Genomic DNA, 24,586 nt, shown 5'->3' on the forward strand with positions numbered 1-24,586 from the left:
TCGCGCGCCCTCTCCCCAACCCTCTCCCGCAGGCGGGAGAGGGAGCGCACCGCTCGTGTGGCACGCCTTACGCCGCGACGCGCTCGCTGCGATCGACCAGCGCCGCCAGCTCCCGCGCGTCCGCGACCACGCGCACGGCCATCGGCTCGTCGCGGCCGCGGATCGCGACCTCCTGTTGCGGCAGCGTATCGTCGGCGAGGCCCGCCGTGCTGCGGATTTCGTCCGAGACGATCGCCTCGCAGGCCAGCGTCTTGGTCATGTCCTGCAGGCGGGCGGCAACGTTGACGGCATCGCCCAGCGCCGTGAAGACGATGTGATCGCGATAGCCGATGTCGCCGATGATGACCTCGCCGCCGTGAATGCCGATGCCGAAGCGGATCGGCTGGCGAAGATCGTGGCTCAACAGCTGGTTCAGCTCGTCGATATGGGTGGCGACGCCGCTGGCAGCCTTCAGCGCCTGCCGGCAGGCGGTTTGCGGATCGGCCGTGAGCCCGAACAGCGCCAGCATGCCGTCGCCGACGAACTGGTTCGGCTGGCCGCCATTCTCGATCACGGCCTGCGACACCGCGCCGAGGAAGCGGTTGACGATGAAGACGGTGTCGAACGGCAGCCGCTTCTCGGCGAGCTGGGTCGAGCCGCGCATGTCCACGAACAGGCTGACGAGATAGCGCTCCTGGCCGATCCTCGCCGGCGCCGAGGCCTGCGCGTTGGCCGACGACGTTTGCGGGGTGAACAGCTGGAAGAAGGAGAGATCCGACGTCGGCCGCAGCTGGCAGGCCAGCCTGATCGAGGGGTCGTTGGTGCCGACGCGGGTCAGCACGAAGGCCTCGCGCTGCGACGGCTCGGGCAGGACGCCATGATCGCCGATGACGCGGATGCGGCAGGTCGAGCAGCGGGCGCGGCCGCCGCAGACGCTGGCATGCGGCAGATTATGGCGCAGGCTCGCTTCCAGCACGGAGAGGCCTTTGGGAACCCGCACCGTCCTGCCGTTGCCGTAGGACAGCGCGATCATGCCGCCGCGCCGCTCGCGCCAGGCCCGCACGCCGCGTGCGGCCAGCGCCAGGCCAAGCAGCCCAAAATAGGTGACGGTGAAGGCGCCGGTGATGCGATCGAGCGTGTTGCCTTCCGCGACTGTGCCGACCTGGCGTCGGGTGAGATTATGCGTGCGCCATTCCCCGTCATCGGCCTCGATCGCGACGCTGCGGCCGCCCTGGTAGATGCCGAGCAGCGACAATGTCGGGACCAGCACCGCGGCGGCGAGCAGATAGGGCGCGGCGCGCGTGAAGAACGGCTTGAGGCGGAGCCAGAAATAAATTCCGATGCAGCCGTGCACCCAGGCAATGAGAAGCAGGATCGTCATCTGCCAGAGCCGGCCCGGCGCTGCGACGAAGAACAGATAGAGCTCCTGCGGATAGAGCTTCTGGTGATCGTATAGCGTGTAGCCGAGCCGCACCCCGACCACGTGTGCCATGACCAATGCGGGGATGCTCAAGCCCAGCACGAGCTGCAGCGGCTCGATCGTTCGCCAGCGGAACTGCCGGCGCTGATACAGCGCATAGATGCCGAGCCCCATATGCGTGAGCGCGGCGGTGTAGAATACGATCGAGACGGGGAGGAACTGCCAGAAGGCGGTGTGGTAGTAGACCCCGGCCTCCATGGCCTCGACCGAGATATTGCCGAGCGCATGGTTGATGAAATGGCTGATCACATAACAGAACAGGATCACGCCGCAGACGAGCCGCACCTGCCGCACGCTAGTCCCGCGGACGAGTTCGGAGATGGATGCAGCAGCGGTGGCCATGATTCGGTTGTATCAGTTCATGAAGGAGAACAGCCAGCGTAGCGTTTAATTCCCGCCGTGGACAGGCTGCGGGATCACATGCGCGGTAAGGTTACGAAATCGTAGGGTGGGCAAAGGCGCGCCCTTGCGCGCCGTGCCCACCGTTTTTTCTACCATATCCTGATGGTGGGCACGCTTCGCTTTGCCCACCCTACGGCGTCTGCGTTGAGGCTGGGATCGCCGCTTGCCCATCCCCCCGCATTGACTCCCCCTCCCAGGTTGGCGAAAAGCGCGGCCGTGACGACAGCCCCTGACATCACCATGCCCTCCGTCGGCGCCTCGCGCCGTCCCCTCGTCATGGCCGTAGCGATCATCGCCGCGATGACGCTGCTGCGCATCGTCTACGCCTCCGCGATCGAGCTGCGCACCGACGAGGCCTATTACTGGACCTGGTCGAAGGAGGGCGCACTCAGCTTCCTCGATCACCCCCCGGGCATCGCCTGGCTGATCCGTTTCGGAACCGCGATCTTCGGCGACACCACGCTCGGGGTTCGCTTCGGCGGCATCGTCGCGATGCTCGTCACGCAGCTCCTGCTCGCCGACATCGTCCGCCGCCTCACCCATGATGTGCGCGCCGTATTGTTCGCGGTGCTGATGCCGGAAGCTGCGCTTTACTACGGCCTGCTGATGGCCAAGGTGGCGCCCGATGTCGCCATGATCCCGTTTGCGGTGGCGATGATGTGGTCGCTGGTGCGGCTCGTGCAGAGCGGCGACGGACGCTGGTGGCTTGCGGCCGGTCTGTTCGCCGGTCTGTCGATGCTGTCGAAGTTCACCGCCATCATGTTCGCCCCCGCGGTTGCCGCCTTTCTGCTGGTGCCGGATTGGCGCTGGCGCTGGCTGCGCAGCCCTTATCCTTATCTCGCCGTGCTGGTTGCGACCCTCGTGTTCTCCCCGGTGCTGATCTGGAACGCGCAGCACGATTGGGCCTCGTTTCGTTTCCAGGGCGTACGTGCCACCGCCAATTACGGCATCTCGCTGCGGACCATCGGTGACTTTATCGGCCTGCAGTTCGGCCTGGTCGGCTTCGTCATGCTGCCGGTGGTGCTGACCGGGCTGGTGCTGACGGCATGGCGCGGCTATTGCGCGCGCGAGCCCGTTGGAATTCTCTTGTCGACGGCGGTGCTGGTGCCGTTCGCCTATTTCCTCTTCAAGTCGACGACGCTCAGGGTCGGCGACACCTGGCCGATGTTCATGTGGCCGGTCGGCTTCGCCGCCGCGGCCGTGAACCTCGCAACGATGGCGAAGGAGGGCTGGTCGGCACGCATGCTCAACTCCTCGCTGTTCTGGGCGAGGACAGCGATCGGCTCCGGCATCGCCTTTGTCGTGATCGTGTTCCTCTATTATGTCGCCGCGCCCTGGAATCTGCTCGGCAAGATCGACCCGATCGGCGCGGAAGCCGGCTACGAGCAGGTCGCCGCGCGCGCGCAGGCCGCACTCGACCAAACAGGCGCGACCTGGATCGCGACCACGGATTACCGCACCTATGCCATGATGCGCTGGCTGTTCCGGGGCCGCGTGCCCGTCGTAGAGATCAACGAGCGCGGCCGCTTCCAGGATTTCCGCGATCCCGGCCTGGACCGGATCAAGGGGCATGCGGGCATCTATGTCGGGCGCGAGCCCGACGATCGCGCATCGCTGTGGGAGAACATCCCCGCCAAGCGCGAGCCGCTCGGCGAAGTCGAGCGCCGCTGGCGCGGTTTTCTCGCGGACACTTATGTGATCGAAAAGCTAACCGGCTGGACCCCCGAGCTGTCGCCGCCGAAGGATTCGCCGCTGTTTCAGTGGAAGGTGCTGGCGGGGGAGTTTGAGAAGCGCGTGCGCGCAGCGCGAGCGGTGTGGGGTGATTTCTCCACACGGGCGGTATCGTAGGGTGGGCAAAGCGAAGCGTGCCCACGCGTTTTTGCGATCGAGAGAGATGGTGGGCACGGCGCAAGCGCGCCTTTGCCCACCCTACGATTCCGGTCTTGCGGGAAGAGCCCTCACCCGTCTTGCCGCTACTCTTCCTCGTCCTTCTTCCGCAGCAGATCCGTCGCCAGGTCCGACAGTTTCGGAGGCGGCAGGGCCGCGAAGGGCAGCGGGCGCGTGACGTCGATCGCGGCGAGCCCAAGCCGTGCCGTCAGCAATCCGTTCAGCACGCCTTCGCCGAGCCGCTGCGACAGCTTTGCCGCGATGCCGTGGCCGAGCATCTGCTGCACCAAGCTGTCGCTCGCGGCCATGCCCCCGGTGATGGCGAGATGGGCGATGACGTGGCGGAGCAGGCGGATCATGCCGAGCGCGCCGGGGCGGCCGCCATAGAGATAAGCGAGCTGGCGGATCAGGCGCAGCGCGGCGACGAACACGAACATCACGTCGATCGCGGCGCGCGGGCTCACCGCGGTCACGATCGAAACCTTTTGCGCGGCTGACGACACCAGACGCCGCGCCTCCGCATCCAGCGGCGACATCAACTCGCGTTCGGCGAGCCGGATCATGTCGGCGCCGTCGATGATCTCGCCGGTGTGGCTCTCCAGCGTCGCGCGGGCGCGTGCGAGCTGCGGATTCTGGTGCGCGATCTTGAGCAGATCCTGCACAATGACGCGGCTTTCCTTGCGGTCGTCGCTGGCGAGCACAGCGGCGGCGCGCTGGTGCAGCTGCTCGATCGTCGCCAGCCGCGCCAGACCGAATGCCTCGCGGCCGATCACCACCGCAAGCGCAAGCGCGGTGACGAGCGCAAAGGCGAGGCCGACGTAGCCGAGCGTTTCGCTGCGCGCGAACAGGTCCTCGATCAGATGCACCACGCCGAGCCCGGTGCCGAGCAGCGTCAGCCCGGCGAGGCCTGACCAGAACAGCGTACCCCAGGGAAATCCGCGCCGCGCCGGCCGCGCGGCCTCGATCGGCACCGGCAACATCGCCGGATCAGGCTCCGGCGTGATCTGGATGGTGGCGCGGCTGAGCCGGCTGGTCTCGTCGGCTTCGGTGACGACGACGCCGGGATCGTCGAGCCGGAACGTTGCCGGCCGCCGTGGCTTCGATCGGTCGTTCATGCGAGCTTGTCTCCGATCAGGAACTGCAAGGCACGGTCGAGGCGAATGTGAGGCAGCGTCGGCGGCTCGGTGCCCTCGCGGTCGAGTGTGGGCGGGCGGAAGCGCAGGAAACGGAAATCGCTTGTCCCGGCGGTCTGGGTTGCGAGGCCGCGGAATGCGGCATTGCCGTTGAATAGTGGCTCGGGATCCAGCGGCAGGTCGCCCGGGAAGGTCGCAACCTCCGTGTTGCCGTCGAAGAATTCACCGCCGGCACTCTCGCCCGCGGCCGGTGTTCCCAGGATCGACGGCAATTTGTCGCGGCCGCGCGCGACTTGAGCTTCTCTTGTGGCACGCACCGCGGCAAGCGCCACCACGTCGATCGCCGCGCCGGTATTTTCCGCGCGCGCAACGGCGCCCGAGACGGCGCGGCGCAGCACGGCCTCCAGCCGGTCGTGGCTGGAATGGTGCAGATGGTCGGCCTTTGTCGCCGCAAACAGGATGCGATCGATGCGCGGGCGGAACAGGCTGGAGAGGATCGTGCTGCGGCCGATGTTGAAGCAATCGAGAATGCCGGCAAGGGCGGCTTCGAGATCGTGCAACGCCTCGGGTCCGGAGTTGAACGCGGACAGAGCGTCGGCCAGCACGATCTGGCGATCGAGCCGGGCAAAATGATCCCTGAAGAACGGCCGCACCACGACGTCCTTGTAGGCCTCGAAGCGGCGCACCATCATCGCCCACAGCGATCCGTCCGGCGCCTGGCCGCCGATGGGCACGTCGAGCGGCGCGAAGGTCAGCGCCGGAGAGCCTGCGAGATTGCCGGGCATCAGGAAACGGCCGGGCGGCAACAGGCTCATCGCAAAGCGCTCGTCGCGGCAGGCGCGCAAGTAATCGGTGAAGAGTTTTGCGGCCGTCAGCGTCGCCTGCTCGTCCTCGCGCGCGTCGGGCTTGAGCGTTGCCAGATGCGTGTGCCATTCGCTGGCGAGATGCGCGCGCGGCGCCTCGCGCGACAGCGCAAGACTCTCCGCCGACCATTGCTCGAAACTCTTCTGCAGCAGCGGCAGGTCGAGCAGCCACTCGCCGGGATAGTCGACGATGTCGAGCGTCAGCGTGCGGTCGGCGCCGTTCGGGCGCTGATAGTCGATGACGAGCCTGAGCTCGCTGATGTCGACAGTCGAATTCGGCCAGCGTCGCTCCTCAATCAGCGCGCGCAGATGGCTCTCATAGGCAAACCGCGGCACGGCATCGTCGGGCTGCGGCGCCAGATGCGCTCGCGCGATCCGGCCCGAGGCGTAAGCGTCGAACACCGGAAACCGGCCGCCGCGGGTCAGGCCGTGGATCAGCGCGGTGATGAACACGGTCTTGCCGGCCCGCGACAGGCCGGTAACGCCTAACCGCACAGTCGGGTTGAAGAAGTGCTCGCCATAGTCGATCAGCGCCTGCGCGGACAAGCGCGCTTCTTCGACCATATCCTGGAAACTGAATGCCATATGAACGTTAATGGATCGGGGGCGGCGGGACTGTGTGACCGATCACAAAAGTGGCAATTGCGTGAAGAAAATCAAGCTCCATACTTCCACCGTCTTTGTCGGAAAATCAGCCGTTTGAACGACGCGCCGATCCCGAAAGACCCATACAAGAGGACATTGCCTCATCTTGCGGATTGCCATGACCGTCTTCCAACTGAAAGAGTTCGCATCCACCTCCGTCCACGCCGCAGCCGACGTGATCGGCTGGAATTACGACCGCGCCGAGCTGATCGCCGACGGCGTCATCCACGCGATCGGCGTCCTCTTCGGCATCATCGCCGCGACCGTGCTGGTGGTGCTGACGGTGGTCTATGCCAGTACGATCGATATCGTCGGCGTCTTGATCTACGTCGCCGGCCTGCTCTCGATGCTGGTGCTGTCGGCGACCTATAATCTCTGGCCGGTGTCGCCGGCCAAATGGCTGCTGCGGCGGTTCGACCACTCCGCGATCTATCTGCTGATCGCGGCGACCTATACGCCGTTCATCCTCGAGGTGAAGGACAGCGGATTCGCGCTGGTGCTGCTCGCCGGCGTCTGGTGCGTCGCCATCCTCGGCATTGTGCTGAAGCTCTTCTACCCCGGCCGGTTCGACCGCGTCTCGGTCGGCATCTATCTCGCGATGGGCTGGAGCGGCGTGATGCTCTACGACGCCGTGGTCCAGGCGCTGCCCGCGCTGGTGCTGGGCTTCATCCTTGCGGGCGGGCTGCTCTACAGCTTTGGCGTGATCTTCCATGCCTGGCGGCGGCTGCGTTTCCAGAATGCGATCTGGCACGGCTTTGTGTTGGCCGGCGCGGCGTGCCATTATACCGCGGTGCTCGACCTCATGTTGAGCTGAGCAAGGCCCAAGGGGTCTTCCAAGAAGCGGTATAAGACAAGAGGAGACGTCGCATGCAGGTGACCGGCAAGGTGGTGGTCGTCACGGGCGGCGCAAACGGCATCGGCAAGGCGCTGTGCGAGGCGTTTTACAATGCGGGCGCAGCCAAGGTCGTCGTCGCGGATATGGACGCCGCCAATGCGCGGGCGGTCGCGGCCATGGTGGATGGCGCGGCCTTCAAATGCGATGTCGCGCAGGAGAAAGACATCTCGCACGTCATCGAGGAGACCGAGCGGCAGTTCGGCCCCATCGCCCTGTTCTGCTCCAATGCCGGCATCGGCGGCGGCTTCGATCCGATGTCGGTCAATGCCGGCGGCGCCTCGGACGAGCCGTGGCAGCGCAGCTGGGCGATCCACGTCATGGCCCATGTCTATGCGGCGCGGCATCTGATCCCGCGCATGAAGGCGCGCGGCGGTGGCTATTTCCTCAACACGATCTCGGCCGCGGGCCTGCTGTCCCAGGTCGGCAGCCCCGCTTATTCCACCACCAAGCACGCCGCGGTCGGCTTTGCCGAGAATCTCGCGATCTCGCACAAGGCCGACAACATCAAGGTCTCGATCCTCTGCCCGCAGGGTGTCGACACCAACATGCTGCGCTCGATCCCGAAGGGCCCGCAATCCGGCGACGGCGATCTCACGCCGGAGCAGGTGGCGAAAGACGTACTCGCCGGCCTCGAGCAGGAGACGTTCCTGATCCTGCCGCATCCGCAGGTGCTCGGCTACATGCGCAAGAAGACCGAGAATTATGATCGCTGGCTCGGCGGCATGGCCAAGATCCAGGCCAGGATGCGGGACGAGTTCGGGAAGTAGTTGCCACATTGATGCTGTCATGCCCCGCGAAGGCGGGGCATCCAGTACGCCGCGGCTTCTCGATTCAATCACTGTGGTCTCTGGAATACTGGATCGCCCGCCTTCGCGGGCGATGACAGCCAGCTACGTTGCCGACTCCTTCTCATTCTCCCCCCCGGCTCGCCCGCAGCGCCCGCGCATAGAGCATCATCCCCTCGCGCACGGTGCGCTGTTCCGCCGCCGTCAGCGCCGCCAGCGCGCCGCGCACCTGCTGCCGGCCGAACGCATGCAGCGCCTCCAGCGTGCGCCGCCCCTTCGCCGTCAACGACAATAACTTGCTGCGTGCATCATTCTCATCCGGCGTCTCTCTGAGCTCGCCGCAATCGATCAGCTTGCGCACCAGGCGGCTGACGCTGGACTTCTCCAGCCGCAGGAAATCGCCGAGCTCGGCTGAGGTCATCGGGCCGCGGATGCCGATCTCCAGGATGGTGTGCACGGCCGAGGGCGGATAGTCCGAGGCCGCCACCGTCGCATCCATGAAGCCGAGCTCGCGCACCATCAACCGCGAGGCGGCGCGAATGTCGTCGATCAGCGCAAGCTCGACCATCTTGACTCCCGGCATATAGTTGTATCATACAACTATATGCGCGCAGCGGCGCGCGCAAGGGTTTTGGAGTGAGCCATGAGCGGAACTTTGCCGGCAGGTCAGCGGATGCGGGGCAAGGTCTGCCTCGTCACGGGCGGCGGCAGCGGCATCGGCCGCGCCACAGCATTGCGGATGGCGACCGAAGGCGCCGAGGCGATCATCGTGGCGGGCCGGCGCGAGGCCGAGATCGAGGCCACCGCCGCCGCTTGCCGCGAACTCGGCGCGGAGGCGATCGCACTCAAGACCGACATCACGCGCGAGGACGACGTCGCGCGCCTCGTCCGCGCGGCGATCGAACGTTGCGGCCGGCTCGACGTCGCCTTCAACAATGCCGGCTTCCAGGAGCGCCGCGCGCCGCTGGAAGAGCAGGGGACGGAGATCTATGATAGCGTGTTCGACACCAATGTCCGCGCGCTGTTCCTGTGCCTGCGCCACCAGCTGCCGGCCATGCTGGCGCAAGGGCGCGGCAGCATCGTCGTCAACGCTTCGGTCAGCGGCGTGCGCAATCCCAATCCCGGCTTCTCGCTCTATTCGGCCTCCAAGGCCGCCGCGATCTCGCTGACGCGCTCGGCGGCGCTGGAGAACGCCCCGCGCGGCATCCGCATCAACGCGATCGCGCCGGGCCGCGTCGTCACCGACATGATGCTGCGCGCCGGCGTCGGCGACATCGCAACGGTGAGTGCTGGCCTGCCGCTGCGGCGGATGGGGAGCCCGGAGGAGGTGGCCGAGGCGGTGGTGTGGCTGTCGTCGGATGCGTCGTCGTATGTGGTCGGGCACGTGCTCGCGGCGGACGGGGGATTTCTGGCGTCGTAGCGCGACGACAGCGTCAGTGCTTCTGCCCGTACAGCACAGGCACCGCCGAATCCACGACGACCTCGACCAGGCTCGTCCCCTCAAATGCCATCCCGCGCTTGAGCGCCTCGCCGAGCTCCGCGGCCTTGCTGACCCGCACCGCATGGCATCCCATGCCTTCGGCGAGCCGCACGAAATCGATCCCCGGCAGCTCCAGCCCCGGCACGTTGCGCACCTGCATCACCTGGCTGAACGAGCGCATCGCGCCGTAGCCGGAATTGTTGATGACGACGATGGTCAGCGGCAGCTTGCGCTGTGCGGCGGTCCACAGCGCCTGGATCGAGTACATCGCCGAGCCGTCGCCGATCAGGCAGACCGTGCGGCTGTTCGGCTTGCCGAGCGCCATGCCGACGGCGGCGGGCAGGGAATAGCCGAGGCCGCCGCTCGCCATGGTGTAGAAAGAATCCTGGCCGCGCATCGGCATGAATTTCTGCATCGCCGGCCGGTGCGAGGGAATCTCCTCGACGACTGACGCGCCCTCCGGCATCGCCTGCGACAGCGAGTGCAGCAGGAACTCGACCGGCAGCGGGTCGGAGGCCTGCGGCGCCGGCGGCAGCGTGCGGCCGTTTGGCGTCGTGCGCTTGCTCTCCGGCAGCAGGTCGAGCAGAAGGCTGAGTGCCGGCTTCATCGTCGCGACAATGCTGGTGCCGACAGGCGTCACCGCCGCGGCATCCGGATCGTCGGTGATCTGAAAAATCGTCGTGCCGCCGTCGAAGATTGCGGCATGGCCCTCAACATGGAAGGTGAACACGGGCGCACCGATCACGACGATGAGATCATGCTCGCGCAGTGCGTCGGAGAGTTGCGCCGGCGAGGCGTGCAGGAAGCCCGCGAATTGCGGATGCCGCTCGGGGAACGAGCAGCGCGCCGAGAACGGGCTGACCCAGACGCTGGCTTTCGCCTTCTCGGCCACGCGCACCATCAAATCGACCGCACCGGCGCGATCGATTCCGGGGCCGACGACGAGGGCAGGGTTCTTTGCGGATCCGAGCGCTGTGACCAGCGCCTTCATCGGCCCAAGCTCCGGCCCGATTTCCCGGCTGACCTTGCGCGCCTCTATCGGCGCGCAGGCATGCGCCCAGTCGTCGATCGGGATCGACACGAAGGTCGGCCCGCACGGCGGCTGCATCGCGGTGTAATAAGCCCGCGCGATCGCAGCCGGCACGTCCTCGGGCCGCGCCGGCTCGACGCTATATTTGACGTAGGGCCGCGGAAATTCCGACGCGCGCTCGGCATAAAGGAACGCCTGCAGCGGCAGGATCGAGCGCGCTTGCTGGCCCGCGGTGATCACCAGCGGGGTCTGGTTGCGATGCGCGGTGTAGATGTTGCCGAGCGCGTTGCCGACGCCGGCGGCCGAATGCAGATTGACGAAGCCGGCATTGCGGGTTGCCTGCGCATAGCCGTCGGCCATGCCGACGGCGGAGGCCTCCTGCAGCGCCAGCACGTAGTCGATGTCATCGGGCCAGTCGCTGAGGAACGGCAGCTCGGTCGAGCCGGGATTGCCGAACACTTTTTTGATGCCGAACGATCGCAGCAGGTCGAGCGTCGCCTGCTTTACGGTGACGGACTTGCTGCCGGTCTTACCGTTCTTGGCCATGTTTCCGTCCCCGAATGCTTGTTATTGAGCAGTCATTCCGGGGCGCGAAGCGAACCCGGAATCTCGAGATTCTCAGGTGTGCAATTGCGCACCATAGTCCGGTCCTTTGGACCGTCCCGGAATGACGGTGAATCTATCACCACACCGCCGTGCCCTTCATCGTCGGCTGCCCCGCCGCATTCGCGGTCCACAGCTCCATGCCTGCCTCGGTCTCGTTGGCGTTGACCGAGAACTCGGTGCCCTCGAACAGCGGCTGCAGGCCGCGATACGAAAACTTCTTCGGCGCCTTGCCGCCGTGCAGCTTGGCGGCCATCTCGATGATCAGCGCCGCCTGCAGCGGGCCGTGGAAGATCAGGCCCGGATAGCCCTCGACCTTGGTGACGTAGTCGCGGTCGTAATGGATGCGGTGGCCGTTGAAGGTCAGCGCGGAATAGCGGAACAGCAGCACGGGATCGGAGATATGGGTCTCGCGGTGCTGCGCCTTCGGCGGCGGAGGCGGGGCCTTGGCGCCAGCCGGCGCGCTGCTCGTCATCTCGCGATAGACGATGTCCTGCCGCTCGCGGATGGCAACGCCGCGTGGCGAGGAGATGCTGTGCTCGACCGAGACGAAGCACAGCGTGCCGGTCGAACCCGATTTCACCTGCACGTCGGCGATGCGCGAGGTCCGCGTCGATTCATCGCCGACCTGCAGCGGCTGCAAAAACTCGATCTCGCCGCCGGCCCACATCCGGCGCGGCAGCGGCACCGGCGGCAGGAAGCCGCCGCGGGTGGGGTGGCCGTCGGGCCCGAGCATCGACATCGGAAACACCGGCTGCGCCAGGCACCAATGCACCGTGAACGGCGCGGCGTCTCCCGTCTTGGGCTCGCCGACCTCCTGGAACAGCGTCGCGCGCAGGCTCATCACGAGCTGCGCGGTGACGATGTCGGTGGCCTCCGTGCTGCGGCCGATCCATTGCCGCAAGTGATCGATGTCGAGCTTCTCGGTCATGACGCCTCGCTCTTCTTACGTCTTGGACTTTGGCTTTTCGCCGATGGCGGGCACAGCGCCGTAAGCGCGCGTCTCGCCGACGATGATCGGCGCCGGGGCGGGATAGCTGACACGTCCCTGCGGCGTGTCGACCTCGATGCGGCGCAGATGCGGATGGTTGGTGAGGTCGGCCATGGTGTTGACCTCGGCAAAGGCGATATCGGCATCCGACAGCCGCTTGAGCAGTTCGTCGCGCGTCATCTTGCCGAAGATATCCGCCACCGTCGTATCGGTGAAGTCGCGGTTGCGCACACGCTCGACCATGTTGGCGACGCGGGGATCGGCGGGCAAACCGGGCTGATCCAGCACCTTGGCGCAGAGCGTCTTCCACTCGCGCTCGCTCTGGATCGAGATCAGGATGTCCTTGCCGTCCTTCGAGGTGAACACGCCATAGGGCGCGATCGAAGGATGGCGCAGGCCCATGCGCTTGGGTGGATTGCCGGCTTCGGAGTTGAGCAGGGGCACGGTGCACCAGTCCGCCATCACGTCGAACATGGAGATGCGGATGTCACAGCCCTTGCCGGTGCGCCCGCGCCCGATCAGCGCTTCCAGGATCGCCGCATGCGCGGTGGCGCCGGTCGCGACATCGACGATCGACATGCCGACGCGCGAGGCGCCATCGGGATTGCCGGTGATCGAGGCGAGGCCGCTCTCGGCCTGGATCAGGAGGTCATAGGCTTTGCGATGCGCGTAGGGACCTTCGTCGCCATAGCCGGTGATGGTGCAGGAGATCAGTCTTGGATAGTCCTTCAGCAGCCGCTCGCGCGAGAAGCCGAGCTTGTCCATCGAGCCCGGCTTGAGGTTCTGGATCAGCACGTCGGCGCTTGCGATCAGCTTCTCCAGCTCGGCGCAACCTTCCTTCGTCGCGAGATCGACCACCGCCGATTGCTTGCCGCGGTTGAGCCAGACGAAATAGCTGCTCTGGCCCTTGGCCGCCGCGTCATAGCCGCGGGCGAAATCGCCCTCGGGCCGTTCGATCTTGATCACCTCGGCGCCGGCATCCGCCAGCCGCGAGGAGCAGAACGGCGCCGCCACCGCCTGCTCGACCGCAATCACCCTGATCCCGTCCAATGCTCCCATGATGGTGGCCTCAGTACGAGCGCGGCATGCCGAGCACATGCTCGGCGACGAAGGAGAGCACGAGGTTGGTCGAGATCGGCGCCACCTGATAGAGCCGCGTCTCGCGGAATTTGCGCTCGACGTCGTACTCCTCGGCAAAGCCAAAGCCACCATGGGTCTGAATGCAGGCATTAGCCGCTTCCCAGGACGCATCCGCCGCCAGCATCTTGGCCATGTTGGCTTCCGCGCCGCAGTCGAGCCCGGCCTCGTATTTGCGCGTGGCTTCCTTCACCATCAGCTCGGCCGCGCGCATCGAGGCATAGGCCTTGGCGATCGGGAACTGGATGCCTTGATTTTGGCCGATCGGCCGGCCGAACACGCTGCGCTCCTTGGCGTAGTTCGTTGCCTTCGCGATGAACCATTTGGCATCGCCGACGCATTCGGCGGCGATCAGGATACGCTCGGCGTTCATGCCGGAGAGGATGTAGCGAAAGCCCTTGCCTTCCTCGCCGATCAGATTCTCCGCCGGCACCTTCATGTCAGTAAAGAACACTTCGGTGGTGGCATGGTTCATCATGGTGCGGATCGGGCGGATCTCGAGGCCATTGTTCTTGGCCTCGCGCATGTCGACGATGAACACTGAAAGACCGTCGGTGCGCTTCTTGGCCTGCTCCTTCGGCGTGGTGCGCGCCAGCAGAACCATCAAATCGGAATGCTCGGCGCGGCTGGTCCAGATCTTCTGGCCGTTGACGATGTAGCTGTCGTTGCCGTCCTTGCGCGCAAAGGTCTTCAGCGAGGAGGTGTCGGTGCCGCTGGTCGGCTCGGTGACGCCGAAGGCCTGCAGGCGCAGTTCGCCGCTCGCGATCTTCGGCAGATACTTTGCTTTCTGCTCGGCGTTGCCGTGCCGCAGCACGGTGCCCATCGTGTACATCTGGGCGTGGCAGCCGCCGCCGTTGCAGCCCGCGCGCTGGATCTCCTCGAGGATCGCGGCCGCCGCGGACAACTTCAGCCCCGCACCGCCATATTCCTCCGGGATCAGCACCGAGAGATAGCCGGCCGCTGTCAGCGCGTCGACGAACGCCTTGGGATAGGCCATCTCGCGATCGAGCTTGCGCCAATATTCGCCGGGGAACTGGGCGCAGAGCTTTGCGACGGCTTCACGGATGTCGGCGTAATCTTCGGTGTGGTGTTCTTCACTCATGGCGTTTCCAGTTCTTAGCGGCAGTTAAGATAACGCCGGCCGATCCTCAGGCGTTGTGAAAACAACGCCAGCCCCCTATGCTCATTTGTTATAGCGTATGGAGTAGCCTTCCAGGATTGGCAAGCATGGATTTCCGGCAGCTCAGGACCTTCAGTTGCGTGGCGGAGCTCGGCAGCCTGTCCAAGGCCTCCGACACGCTGCGCGTGGCGCAGCCGGCGCTCTCCCGGCAGATCAAGCTGCTGGAACACGAGCTGCGCACTGAACTCTTCACCCGCAACGGCCGCGGCATGGTGTTGACGGATGCGGGTCGTCTCTTGCTGGCGCGCACCTCCGGCATCGTCCGGCAGATCGACCAGATCCGCGACGACATCCAGTCGTCCAAAGGGCCGCCGTCGGGCCAGGTCGTGCTCGGCCTCGTTCCAACCGTGAGCTGCGTGCTGTCGGCACGCTTTGCGCGGCGCTGCGTCGAAAGATTTCCCGGCATCTCGCTGCGCATCGTCGAGAGCTACAGCGGCCATCTCGTCGAATGGCTGCATCGCGGCGAGATGGATCTCGCCATCCTCTATGGCCGCTCGGCCGATCTGCATCTCAACGTGGAGAGCCTGGGGCGCGACAACATCGTGGCGGTCGGCCCGCGCGGCTGCGGCCTCGCCCGCAAGAAGAACGTCGACATCGGCTGGTTGCTGCGGCAACGGCTGGTGCTGCCCAGTCATTCCCACGGCCTCCGCGCGCTGATCGAGCACGCGGCCGCGCAGCGCAAGATCAAGCTCGACGTCCAGCTCGAGGCGGATTCGTTTCGCGTGCTGACCAGCCTGGTCGAGGAGGGGCTCGGCTTCGCGCTGCTGCCGCCGTCGTCGGTCCACGGCGAGGTCGCGGACGGGCGGCTGGAAACCGCGCCGGTATCCAAGCCGATGACGCGCGAGCTCATTTTCGCTTCTCCGATCGACCGCCCGGTCTCGACGGCCTCGCTCGCCGTCACGGCGCTCCTGCGCGAGGAAGTCGCCGCCTGCCGCAAGGAAGGCGTCTGGGACATCAAATTGAGTTAGATGCGCTTGTGTCGTAGAACAGTCAGGCGCCGCCTTGCCTTCGCATCTGGCGCGAGCTGTCATGCCGAAATTTTATAGCTGGGCAACCTCGCGCCTCAGCCACTGCTGTCATGGCCCGCGAAAGCGGGCAATCCAGTATCCCAGAGGCCGTGCGGTTCGAATCGATAGGCCGCGGCGTACTGGATGCCCCGCCTTCGCGGGGCATGACAGCGGAGATTGAGAAGGCTGGTTTGCCCCCAAGGTGGTCGCTACCCCGGAATCCTGACCGGCAGCGTCTCATATCCCTTGATGAAGCTCGAATAGATCCGCTTGGGCTCGCCGACCACCTCGATGCGGTCGAAGCGCTTCAGCATCTCTTCCCAGACGATGCGCAGCTGCAGCTCGGCGAGGCGCATGCCGACGCAGCGGTGGATGCCGAAGCCGAAGGAGAGGTGCGTGCGCGGCCGCGGGCGATCGATGATGAAGTCGTTCGGCTTGTCGAACATCTCCTCGTCGCGGTTGCCGGAGACGTACCACATCACCACGCGGTCACCCTTCCTGATGTGCTTGCCGCCGATCTCGGTGTCTTGCAACGCGGTGCGGCGCATATGCGCCAGCGGCGTCTGCCAGCGGATCACCTCGGGTACCATGGAGTCGATCAGCTCCGGATTGGCGCGCAGCTTGTCGTATTGCTCCGGGTTCTCGTTCAGCGCCAGCACCGAGCCGGTCATGGTGTTGCGCGTGGTATCGTTGCCGCCGACGATGAGCAGGATGATGTTGCCCATGAGGTTGTCGGGGTCCATGTGCCGTGTGGCGTCGTTGTGCGCCATCAGCGACAGCAGATCGTTGCGCGGTGCCGAGTTGACGCGCTCGTTCCACAGCTTGGACATGTAGGCGTAGCATTCGTCCATCTCGCGGCGGCGCTCTTCGGCGGAGGCGACGATGCCGCTCTTGGGCAGCGCGGTCGAAACGTCCGACCAGCGCGTCAGCTTGCGCCGCTCCTCCCAGGGGAAGTCGAACAGGGTCGCCAGCATCTGCGTCGTCAGCTCGATCGAGACGCGCTCGACGAAGTTGAAGGTCTCGTTGCGCGGCAGATTGTCGAGCACGGTCTGCGAGCGCTGGCGGATCAGCTTTGCCAGCTCGTCCAGATGTGTCGGCGTGAACATCGGCGACACCGTCTTGCGCTGCGACGAATGCCTGGGCTGGTCCATCGCGATGAAGCTCGGATAGTCGTAGCCTTCCGGCACGTCACGGATCGAGATGCCGCCGAGCGTCGAGTCCGAGGAGAAGATGCCATGATTGGTGTCGACATGCATGATGTCGTTGTATTTCACCACCGACCAGTACGGCTCGATCGGCGCGTTGGTGCAGTAATGCACCGGCTCTTCCTTGCGCAGCCGCTCGAACCACGGCCACAGCGTGTCGTCCTGGAACAGCCTGGGCGCGCCGGGGTGGAATTGCGCCAACGGCGTCGCATAGGCCTCCTCGCGGGCCCTGCGCATGCGTTCGGCCTTGTCCACTTTAACCGGCGCTTGGATGTTCATCGTCGTGGCTCCAGTGTTTCTGCTTAACCTCTCCCGCTTGCGGGAGAGGTACAGGCCGCCGCCGGCAGCCGACTTTTAAGAAACGCCGAGGCGAAGCCTCGGCTACGGCGTAGCGCCGGGTGAGGGTTCTTTCCTCTTGGGGGTTCTCGCTCGAGGAGACACCCCCACCCCAGCCCTCCCCCGCAAGCGGGAGAGGGGGCGCAGCTTCCGTGTGAGTGCAGTCCAAACTCATCTTGCTGCCAATCTAAGCCGCAATCTTCACCGGCAGCTCTTCCAGACCCTTCACGAAACTCGAATAGACCCTCTTGGGTTCGCCGACGACATCGATATGGTCGAACCGCTTCAGGATCTCTTCCCAGATAATCTTGAGCTGGAGTTCGGCAAGCCTGAGGCCGACGCAGCGGTGGATGCCGAAGCCGAAGGACAGATGCGTGCGCGGACGGGCGCGGTCAATGATGAAGTCGTAGGGCTTCTCAATCGCCTCTTCGTCGCGGTTGCCCGAGACGTACCACATCACGACCTTGTCACCTTTCTTGATCTCTTTGCCGCGGAACTCGAAGTCGGCGAGCGCGGTGCGCCGCATATGGGCCAGCGGCGTCTGCCAACGGATCACTTCGGGGACGAAACTGTCGAGCAGTGCGGGATTCTCGCGCAGCTTGCGATACTGTTCCGGATGCTGACTCAGCGCGTGGAGCGAGCCCGACATGGTGTTGCGCGTAGTGTCGTTGCCGCCGACGATCAAAAGCACGAGATTGCCGAGGAAGTTCTTGGCGTCCATGTCACGCGTCGCGGCGCCATGCGCCATCATCGACAACAGGTCGCTCTTCGGCGGCTGCGCGATACGCTCCTTCCACAGCCGCGCGAAATAGCCGGCGCATTCGGTCAGCTCGGCCTGCCGTTCGTCCTCGGTGGCGACAAGTCCGTCGGGGCCGGGAATCGTGGTCGCGATGTCCGACCAGCGCGTCAGCTTGCGGCGGTCCTCCCAGGGAAAGTCGAACAGCACCGCCAGCATCTGAGTGGTGAGCTCGATCGAGACGCGGTCGACCCAGTCGAACACCTCGCCGCGGGGCAGATTGTCCAGGCACTCGGCCGAGCGCTTGCGGATGTTGAGGGCGAGGTTGTCCAGGTGCGTCGGCGTGAACATCGGCGCCACGGTCTTGCGCTGCGCCGCATGGCGCGGCGGATCCATCGAGATGAAGCTCTCGCGGCGCAGGTCCGGATCGATGTCGCGGATGGTGATGCCGCCGAGCGAAGACGCCGAAGAGAACACCGCGTGGTTCGTCTCGATCTCCATGATGTCGTTGTAGCGCGTCACCGACCAGTACGGGCCGAACATCGAGTCCTTGCAGTAGTGCACGGGATCTTCCCGGCGCAGCCGATCGAAATACGGCCAGAACGTATCGGTCCTGAACAGTTCCGGATCGCCCGGATCGAATTGCTCCAGCGGCAGTGTCGTGGCGCGCTCGCGAAGTGCGTCGAGCTTGGCCGCGCTCTCGATGGTCCCATGCATGACCGTTCTCCCTGGCACGTACCGCGCGTTCTCGTTGAATTCTGCGCTGCGGTATTTGATTTGTAATTACAGCCGGTTGTCTGCGCCGGAGCAAGGGAGAGTTTTGTCACATCCAACCTTTGCGAGAGGGTGGATGCGTAGCCCGGATGGAGCCAACGGGTCGGCGCAAAGCGCCGCCCGATGACAGGCTCCGCGCAATCCGGGGCCGGCGTCGCTTGGGGCACGGTCCCGGATTACGCTTCCGCTCCATCCGGGCTACGGGACTTCTGTCAGCGTGACCCTCCGCACACCGTTTGTCGTGAAAACGTGCCAGAAACCGACTGGAATCGAGGTAAATCGAACCCTGCCATCTTGGGGGCCGACCAACCTCTGATCTATAGTTTGACCCGATCAAGACCGCATCCCGAGGTTGCCGCCGTGAACGACATGCAATGGACGCCGATCGGCTCCGAGCCCTTACCCCCGCCGCTGCCGCCCACGCGGGTCGATTTCAGCGGTGACCGCTCCGAGTTCCGGAAAATGGTCACCAAGGGTGCCATGCTGGAGCTCGTCACCTTCGGCTTCTACCGGTTCTGGCTCGTCACCGACATCCGCCGTCATCTGTGGGCGAACACCGCGATCGACGGCGATGCCGCCGAATATACCGGCCGCGCCAAGGAGCTGCTGGTCGGCTTCCTGTTCGCGCTCGCGATCCTGGTGCCGATCTACCTCGCCTACTTCCTGATCGGCATCGAGTTCGAGCGCTGGCAGGGTTTTGCCTCGACGCCGCTGTTCATCGGCTTCTACGCCTTCGGCCAGTTCGCGATTTTTCGCGCGCGACGTTACCGGTTGACGCGCACCGTTTGGCGCGGCGTCCGCTTCTGGATGGACGGCTCGGGCTGGGCCTATTCGTTCCGCGCCATGGCGTGGGGCTTGCTGGTGTTCCTGACGCTCGGCCTGGCGCTGCCCTGGCGCGCGGCCGCGCTCGAACGCTACAAGATGCAGCACACCCATTACGGCGATCTCCGCGGCGATTTCGAGGGCAACGGCTGGACCTTCTTCAAGCGCGGCTGGTGGCTGTGGCTGCTCAGCCCGATCGCGCTGGTGATCTTCCCGCTCGCGCCGTTCTTCTATGCGGAATTCAAGGCGCGCGAATGGCGCTGGTGGCTCGACGGCATCCGCATCGGCGGCGTCAGCCTGTCCTCGGACCTGCCGCACGATGCGTTCTACGGCCTGTACTGGAAGGTGATTGGCTGGTGGACGCTGCTCTCGATGGTGTTCTCCGCCTATCTCGGCGGCAGCGCCTTGCTGGTCGTAGCGCTGAGCGGCGTTCCCGCCGATCAGGTGTTCGGCTCCGACAGTGCCGCCAGGAGCATCCCGATGGTGATGATGATGGTGGCAGGCTATCTCGCCCTGGCGCTTGCGATCAACATCGTCATGCGGGTCTATCTTCAGCGTGATCTCTGGGCCAAGGTGCTGGAGACCGTCAAGGTGCACGACATCGCGGCTGCGGCGGATGTGCGCGGCAGCGGTCAGCTTGCCAGCGCGCTCGGCGAAGGTTTTGCCGACGGGCTCGATGTCGCGGGATTCTGAGCTGTGAGTGATGTGTTTGCCGAGGCCCCGGCGCAGGCCGCCAAGCCGACCATCTTCTTCGACGGCACGTCGAGCCGCCGGCGGCAGGTGACGCTGGCGTTCGCCGATGCGCTCGAGATTCTTGAGGAGGGCGGAACGCCGGTTCGCTGGTCCTATGCCGACATTCGCCGCGCCGACAGTCCGCCCGGGATTTTGCGTCTGGCCTGCACCACGGCGCCGCCGCTGGCGCGGCTCGAGATCCGCGACGCTGTACTCGCGGCAGACGTGACCGTCCGCTGCACCCATCTCGACGAGCACCGGACCTCGCGCCGCGGCGTCGCAAAAATCGTCGGCTGGTCGGTGGCTGCCACCGTCTCCATCGTCTGCGTCGTGCTGTTCGGTGTGCCGCTCGCCGCCGACCGGCTTGCACCGCTGGTGCCGAAACCGATCGAGCGGCGCATCGGCGATGCCTCCGAAGTCCAGGTGAAGACCATCTTCGGCCGCAGCGTGTGCGAAGACCCCGCGGGCAGGGCCGCGTTCACAAAGCTGGTCAACCGCCTGCGCGATGCCGCAGGCCTCGACGACGATTCCATGACGGCGGGCGTGCTGCCAACCGCGGTGCCGAACGCGTTCGCGCTCCCCGGCGGCAAGGTCTACGTGCTGAGGGGCCTGCTCGACAAGGCGCAGAACCCCGACGAACTCGCCGGCATCCTGGCCCACGAGCTCGGTCACCTCAAGCATTATGACAACATGCGCAGTCTGATCTACAACGGTGGCACCTCGTTCCTGATCGGCCTGTTGTTCGGCGACGTGACCGGCTCATCCGCCGTGATCTTTGCCTCGCGCACCGTCGTCGAAGCCTCCTATTCGCGCGAGGCCGAGACCGCTGCCGATACGTTCGCGATCGAGATCATGCACAAGCTCGGCCGCTCGCCGAAGCCTGCGGCTGAATTGATGTTCCGCATCACCGGCAAGGAGGGCGGCTCTGGCCTGACAAATATCCTCGCCAGCCATCCGCTGACCGAGGATCGTCTCGCCCGCATGACGAAAGAGGATCGTCCCACCAGCGGCCCGCCGCTGCTGACGGACAAGGAATGGCAGTCACTGAAGGGGATTTGCGGCAGCGGGAAAATTTGAGCTTTCCGCTTACCGCGTCCCGTAAGCGCGGTCGCCGGCGTCGCCGAGGCCCGGCAAAATAAAGCCGTTCTCGTCGAGGCCTTCATCCACCGCCGCAGTCCAGATCGGAACGTCCGGATGCAATCCGCGCAGCCGCTCGAGCCCTTCGGGCGCTGCGATCAGGCAGGCGAGGCGGATGTCCCTGGCGCCGCGCTCCTTCAGCCGGTCGATCGCGGCCACCGCCGTGTTGGCGGTCGCGACGACAGGCGTCACCACGATGGCGAGGCGCTCGCCGAGATCGGATGGTGATTTGAAGAAGTACTCGACCGCGGCAAAGCTGTGCGGCTCGCGGTAGAGCCCGATATGGGCGACGCGCGCGGTCGGCACCAGGTCCATCATGCCGTCGACGAAGGTGGTGCCGGCGCGCAGCATCGGCACGAACACCAGCTTCTTGCCGGCGATCTTGGCCGAGTGCATCGTCGCCAGCGGCGTCTCGATCACGGTATCCGCGAGCGGCAAATCGCGCGTCACCTCGTAGCAAAGCAGCATGCCGATCTCCTTGATCAGCTCGCGGAACGACTTCGTTGAAATCGATTTGTCCCGCACCAGCGTCAGCTTGTGCTGCACCAGCGGATGATCGACGATCGTGACGCCTTCCATGATGGGATGCTCTTCTTCTTCCCTTCTCCCCTTGTGGGAGAAGGTGGCGCGAAGCGCCGGATGAGGGGTCGTCTCCGCGAACTTCACTGAGAGACGGGTTCGCGGACAGAACCCCTCACCCGCCTCGCTGTCGCGAGGCACCCCCTCCCACAAGGGGAGAGGGCTAAAAAACAGTGCCGTCGCTGATGACCTTGACCGGGGGTGATCCATCGGGCCGGCGCGCAAACGCAATGGCGCGGCCCGCGGCCCAGGTGCCGCCTTCCAGAATGCTGGCGAGCGGCAATGTCTCCGGCGTCTGGCCGAGCTTGGCGCGAACCAATTCCGCCAAGCGATCGAGCAGCGCAACGGTCAGCGCACGCCATTCCACCACGAGCAGCGAGTCCACCGCATGCGCGCGGTCGGCATCCACGGCGTCGCGCAGGCGCAGCACCTCGTGATCGACGAACAGTCCGCCATTGCGGTATTCGGCAAGCCCGGTGAGGCCGTCGATGTCAGTCACATCGAGGCCGGCGCGCTGCAGCGGCTCGATCAGCGAATAGCTCAGCCATTGCGACAGCTTGTGGAGCGGCACGAGGCCCTCCGTTGCGTCGTCCGCCTTGATCGCCGGATGCCGCCAGCAATCGCCGAGCGGAATGCCGGCAAGCTCCAGCCGCGAGGGCCAGATCGGTCCGAGCTGATTCAGCACCGCCGACAGGATCGCCGGTGCGGCAATGGCGCCGCCCTTGGCCTGCGCCGCGATGTGATCGAACAGGCCGCCTGGGCGCGGCGTATCATTCAAGCCGAAAACGTCGGCGCGCTCGGCGACGTGCCGGCCAAGACGCCGCAACAGATCGGTGCGCCCCTCCAGCCCGACCAGGGGATTGGCACCGCTCACCTGAAAGGCGGAGGTGAGGGATGCGAGGGGCAGTTTTGCCAGCACCTCGGCATCGGCTCTGAACGGCGCGCGCGCATCGCCCGAGAAAAGGCCGCCCGCGAACATGTCGAGGCTCGCGATCGCCAGCCCCTCGGACCGGCCGATGCTCTCGCCGCTCATGGCATCGCGATAGCGCCAGGCCGCGCCCGCGCCGGCATCGAGCAGCACGCTGACGATGGCGAGGTCGAACTCCGCGCGCGCCCGCGCCGCGCGGTCCGGCCACGTAGCCGCGTCGGCAAACTTGGTCCAGCGGTCGGCGCCGCCGAGCACAAAATGCCGCCAGCGCGCATGGAACGGAATCTCCAGCGTCGGATAGGCTTTTCGCGTCACCGCGAGCACGGCCTCCGCGACGCCATCCATCCGGTCGAGATCGATCGTGAAGTGGCGGAGGCCGCCGGCAAGGCCGATCTCCAGCATCTGCCCGGCCCGCGCGCGCACCGCATCTGCGGTGAGCAGCGAGCGTGCTTGCAATTCCAAAGCGTCCGCCATCGCGCGATCAGTATTTTTCCAGCGAGCGCCCGACCACGCCGTCCACATCCTTCTCGGGCGCAATGTCGGTCGAGTAATAGCCAGCCGCCTTCTTCGCGGCGATCTCGACATAGGCGTCGGCGGGAATCAGCTCCGGAGGGATCGGCACGCGCTCGACGATGTCGATGCCTTGGGAGGTCAGCGCGTCATGCTTCATGTCGCTCATCGACAGGAAGCGGTCGATGCGCTTCAGGCCGAGCCAGTGGATCGTATCCGGCATCAATTGCTGGAAGCGCGCATCCTGGACGCCGGCGACGCATTCGGTGCGCTCGAAATAGGCGGCGGCCGCATCGCCGTCCTCCTGTCGCTTGCGCGCATTGTAGACCAGGAATTTGGTGACCTCGCCGAGCGCGCGGCCTTCCTTGCGGTTGTAGACGACGAGCCCGAGCCCGCCCTCCTGCGCGCCGCGTGCGGATTCCTCGATGCCGTGGATCAGATAGGGCCGGCAGGTGCAGATGTCGGAGCCGAACACGTCGGATCCGTTGCACTCGTCATGCACGCGGCAGGTGATCTTTGTGCGATGGTCCGGCAGTTTCGTCACATCGCCGAACATGTAGACCGTGGTGCCGCCGATCGGCGGCAGGAACACCTTCATGTCCGGCCGCGTCACGAGCTCGGGGAACATGCCGGCGGTCTGCTCGAACAGCGTGCGCCGCAGCTCGGTCTCAGCGGTGCCGAAGCGCGCCGCAAGCCCCGGCAGGTACCAGACCGGATCGATCGCGATCTTCACGACGGAGACGCTGCCATTGGCATGCACGACCTCGCCGTCGGCGCGTAAGCGTTTTGCGGCCAGCGCCTCGCGGATCTCCGGAAGGTCGAGCCGCGCCCGCGTCACGGCGATGCTCGGGCGGATGTCGGAGCCTTCTGCGATCTCCTTGCCGAAATTCTCGGCGACCAGATGCCCCCACGGATCGAGTGCAACGATCTTGGTGGGATCGCTCCATTGCGGAAACGGCCCGATGGTCGCGGCCGGAAAGGTGTTGGTGAGGTCGGGCCTGCGAATCGGATCGAGCGCGCCGGCGGACACTGCGAGCGCGCGGTACATCGCATAGGAGCCGCCATGGCTGCCGATCACGTTGCGATCCCCGGCGCGCGACACCGTGCCGATGATCGGTCCGCGGGCGCGCGCGTCGGTGGCGCCCCAATGGATCGGGAAGGCGGACTTCCGGCCCGGCTCCGGATGCGAGGTCAGGCGGATGTGATCGGTACGGTTCGCGCGGCTCATGTCCAGGCTCCCAAAAAGCCAACGGCCCGCCGCTCGGACGGGCCTGGCTCGGTCGCGTTGCCGACGCGGAACATCGGCGACGCAAGCTCAATCCAACATATT

At 65.6% G+C, this 24,586-nt stretch carries 20 protein-coding genes; 7 read left to right on the forward strand and 13 right to left on the reverse strand.

What is annotated here, in order from left to right:
• Window positions 1–67: 67 nt before the first annotated feature.
• Window positions 68–1,801, reverse strand: a complete 1,734-nt coding sequence (locus RAD10_RS06405; protein ID WP_461616780.1) for an adenylate/guanylate cyclase domain-containing protein — start codon at window positions 1,799–1,801, stop codon at window positions 68–70.
• Between the two features lie 300 nt (window positions 1,802–2,101).
• Between RAD10_RS06405 and RAD10_RS06410 the strand changes: the two genes are divergently transcribed.
• Entirely contained in the window at window positions 2,102–3,709 is a 1,608-nt protein-coding gene (locus tag RAD10_RS06410) for a glycosyltransferase family 39 protein (RefSeq protein ID WP_461617060.1), read from the forward strand.
• Between the two features lie 125 nt (window positions 3,710–3,834).
• Here the strand turns inward: RAD10_RS06410 and RAD10_RS06415 are convergent, their stop codons facing one another.
• Window positions 3,835–4,863 (reverse strand): YcjF family protein, encoded by a 1,029-nt coding sequence (locus RAD10_RS06415; RefSeq protein ID WP_461616781.1) that lies wholly within the window; start codon window positions 4,861–4,863, stop codon window positions 3,835–3,837.
• On the reverse strand, window positions 4,860–6,329 hold the full coding sequence (locus RAD10_RS06420) for a YcjX family GTP-binding protein (RefSeq protein ID WP_461616782.1): 1,470 nt from the start codon (window positions 6,327–6,329) through the stop codon (window positions 4,860–4,862). The genes RAD10_RS06415 and RAD10_RS06420 overlap by 4 nt, the downstream gene beginning before the upstream one ends.
• Before the next feature lie 178 nt (window positions 6,330–6,507).
• Between RAD10_RS06420 and trhA the strand changes: the two genes are divergently transcribed.
• Together trhA and RAD10_RS06430 are read left to right on the forward strand one after the other, a co-directional pair.
• Window positions 6,508–7,203: a PAQR family membrane homeostasis protein TrhA gene (trhA, locus tag RAD10_RS06425; RefSeq protein ID WP_461616783.1), complete on the forward strand. Its 696-nt coding sequence runs from the start codon at window positions 6,508–6,510 to the stop codon at window positions 7,201–7,203.
• A 53-nt stretch (window positions 7,204–7,256) separates the two neighbouring features.
• The gene (locus RAD10_RS06430) at window positions 7,257–8,051 is read left to right on the forward strand and encodes an SDR family oxidoreductase (RefSeq protein WP_461616784.1); all 795 of its coding nucleotides are present in this window, start codon (window positions 7,257–7,259) and stop codon (window positions 8,049–8,051) included.
• A gap of 142 nt (window positions 8,052–8,193) precedes the next feature.
• Here RAD10_RS06430 and RAD10_RS06435 read toward each other — a convergent pair whose 3' ends face one another.
• The gene (locus RAD10_RS06435) at window positions 8,194–8,652 is read right to left on the reverse strand and encodes a MarR family winged helix-turn-helix transcriptional regulator (RefSeq protein ID WP_461616785.1); all 459 of its coding nucleotides are present in this window, start codon (window positions 8,650–8,652) and stop codon (window positions 8,194–8,196) included.
• 60 nt (window positions 8,653–8,712) lie between these two features.
• Here RAD10_RS06435 and RAD10_RS06440 point away from each other — a divergent pair, with 60 nt between their 5' ends.
• A complete protein-coding gene (locus RAD10_RS06440) occupies window positions 8,713–9,489 on the forward strand; it encodes an SDR family NAD(P)-dependent oxidoreductase (RefSeq protein WP_461616786.1) in 777 nt (258 codons plus the stop codon).
• Between the two features lie 13 nt (window positions 9,490–9,502).
• Here the strand turns inward: RAD10_RS06440 and mdlC are convergent, their stop codons facing one another.
• The 4 genes from mdlC to RAD10_RS06460 form a co-directional block, all read right to left on the reverse strand.
• Window positions 9,503–11,125, reverse strand: coding sequence for a benzoylformate decarboxylase (mdlC, locus tag RAD10_RS06445; protein ID WP_461616787.1), 1,623 nt, complete (start codon window positions 11,123–11,125; stop codon window positions 9,503–9,505).
• A gap of 136 nt (window positions 11,126–11,261) precedes the next feature.
• Complete coding sequence (locus tag RAD10_RS06450; RefSeq protein ID WP_461616788.1) at window positions 11,262–12,113, reverse strand: HTD2 family dehydratase; 852 nt, start codon at window positions 12,111–12,113, stop codon at window positions 11,262–11,264.
• Between the two features lie 15 nt (window positions 12,114–12,128).
• Window positions 12,129–13,232 (reverse strand): CaiB/BaiF CoA transferase family protein, encoded by a 1,104-nt coding sequence (locus tag RAD10_RS06455; protein ID WP_461616789.1) that lies wholly within the window; start codon window positions 13,230–13,232, stop codon window positions 12,129–12,131.
• 10 nt (window positions 13,233–13,242) lie between these two features.
• Window positions 13,243–14,412 carry an acyl-CoA dehydrogenase family protein gene (locus tag RAD10_RS06460; RefSeq protein WP_018317224.1) on the reverse strand — a complete coding sequence of 390 codons (1,170 nt, stop codon included), beginning with the start codon at window positions 14,410–14,412 and terminating at the stop codon, window positions 13,243–13,245.
• Window positions 14,413–14,537: 125 nt separating this feature from the next.
• On the opposite strand from RAD10_RS06460, the gene RAD10_RS06465 reads away from it, so the two are divergent.
• The gene (locus tag RAD10_RS06465) at window positions 14,538–15,458 is read left to right on the forward strand and encodes a LysR substrate-binding domain-containing protein (protein ID WP_461616790.1); all 921 of its coding nucleotides are present in this window, start codon (window positions 14,538–14,540) and stop codon (window positions 15,456–15,458) included.
• 248 nt (window positions 15,459–15,706) lie between these two features.
• Here RAD10_RS06465 and RAD10_RS06470 read toward each other — a convergent pair whose 3' ends face one another.
• A complete protein-coding gene (locus RAD10_RS06470; RefSeq protein ID WP_461616791.1) occupies window positions 15,707–16,981 on the reverse strand; it encodes a cytochrome P450 in 1,275 nt (424 codons plus the stop codon).
• 244 nt (window positions 16,982–17,225) lie between these two features.
• Complete coding sequence (locus tag RAD10_RS06475; RefSeq protein WP_461616792.1) at window positions 17,226–18,491, reverse strand: cytochrome P450; 1,266 nt, start codon at window positions 18,489–18,491, stop codon at window positions 17,226–17,228.
• A 417-nt stretch (window positions 18,492–18,908) separates the two neighbouring features.
• On the opposite strand from RAD10_RS06475, the gene RAD10_RS06480 reads away from it, so the two are divergent.
• Entirely contained in the window at window positions 18,909–20,063 is a 1,155-nt protein-coding gene (locus RAD10_RS06480) for a YjgN family protein (protein ID WP_461616793.1), read from the forward strand.
• 3 nt (window positions 20,064–20,066) lie between these two features.
• On the forward strand, window positions 20,067–21,179 hold the full coding sequence (locus tag RAD10_RS06485; protein WP_461616794.1) for a M48 family metallopeptidase: 1,113 nt from the start codon (window positions 20,067–20,069) through the stop codon (window positions 21,177–21,179).
• 9 nt (window positions 21,180–21,188) lie between these two features.
• Here the strand turns inward: RAD10_RS06485 and upp are convergent, their stop codons facing one another.
• The 3 genes from upp to RAD10_RS06500 form a co-directional block, all read right to left on the reverse strand.
• Entirely contained in the window at window positions 21,189–21,818 is a 630-nt protein-coding gene (upp, locus tag RAD10_RS06490; RefSeq protein WP_018317218.1) for a uracil phosphoribosyltransferase, read from the reverse strand.
• A 163-nt stretch (window positions 21,819–21,981) separates the two neighbouring features.
• A complete protein-coding gene (locus RAD10_RS06495) occupies window positions 21,982–23,220 on the reverse strand; it encodes a URC4/urg3 family protein (RefSeq protein ID WP_461616795.1) in 1,239 nt (412 codons plus the stop codon).
• A 7-nt stretch (window positions 23,221–23,227) separates the two neighbouring features.
• Window positions 23,228–24,484 (reverse strand): GTP cyclohydrolase II, encoded by a 1,257-nt coding sequence (locus tag RAD10_RS06500; RefSeq protein WP_104465600.1) that lies wholly within the window; start codon window positions 24,482–24,484, stop codon window positions 23,228–23,230.
• Window positions 24,485–24,586 lie beyond the last annotated feature (102 nt).

The sequence above is a fragment of the Bradyrhizobium sp. 23AC genome, assembly GCF_054863025.1.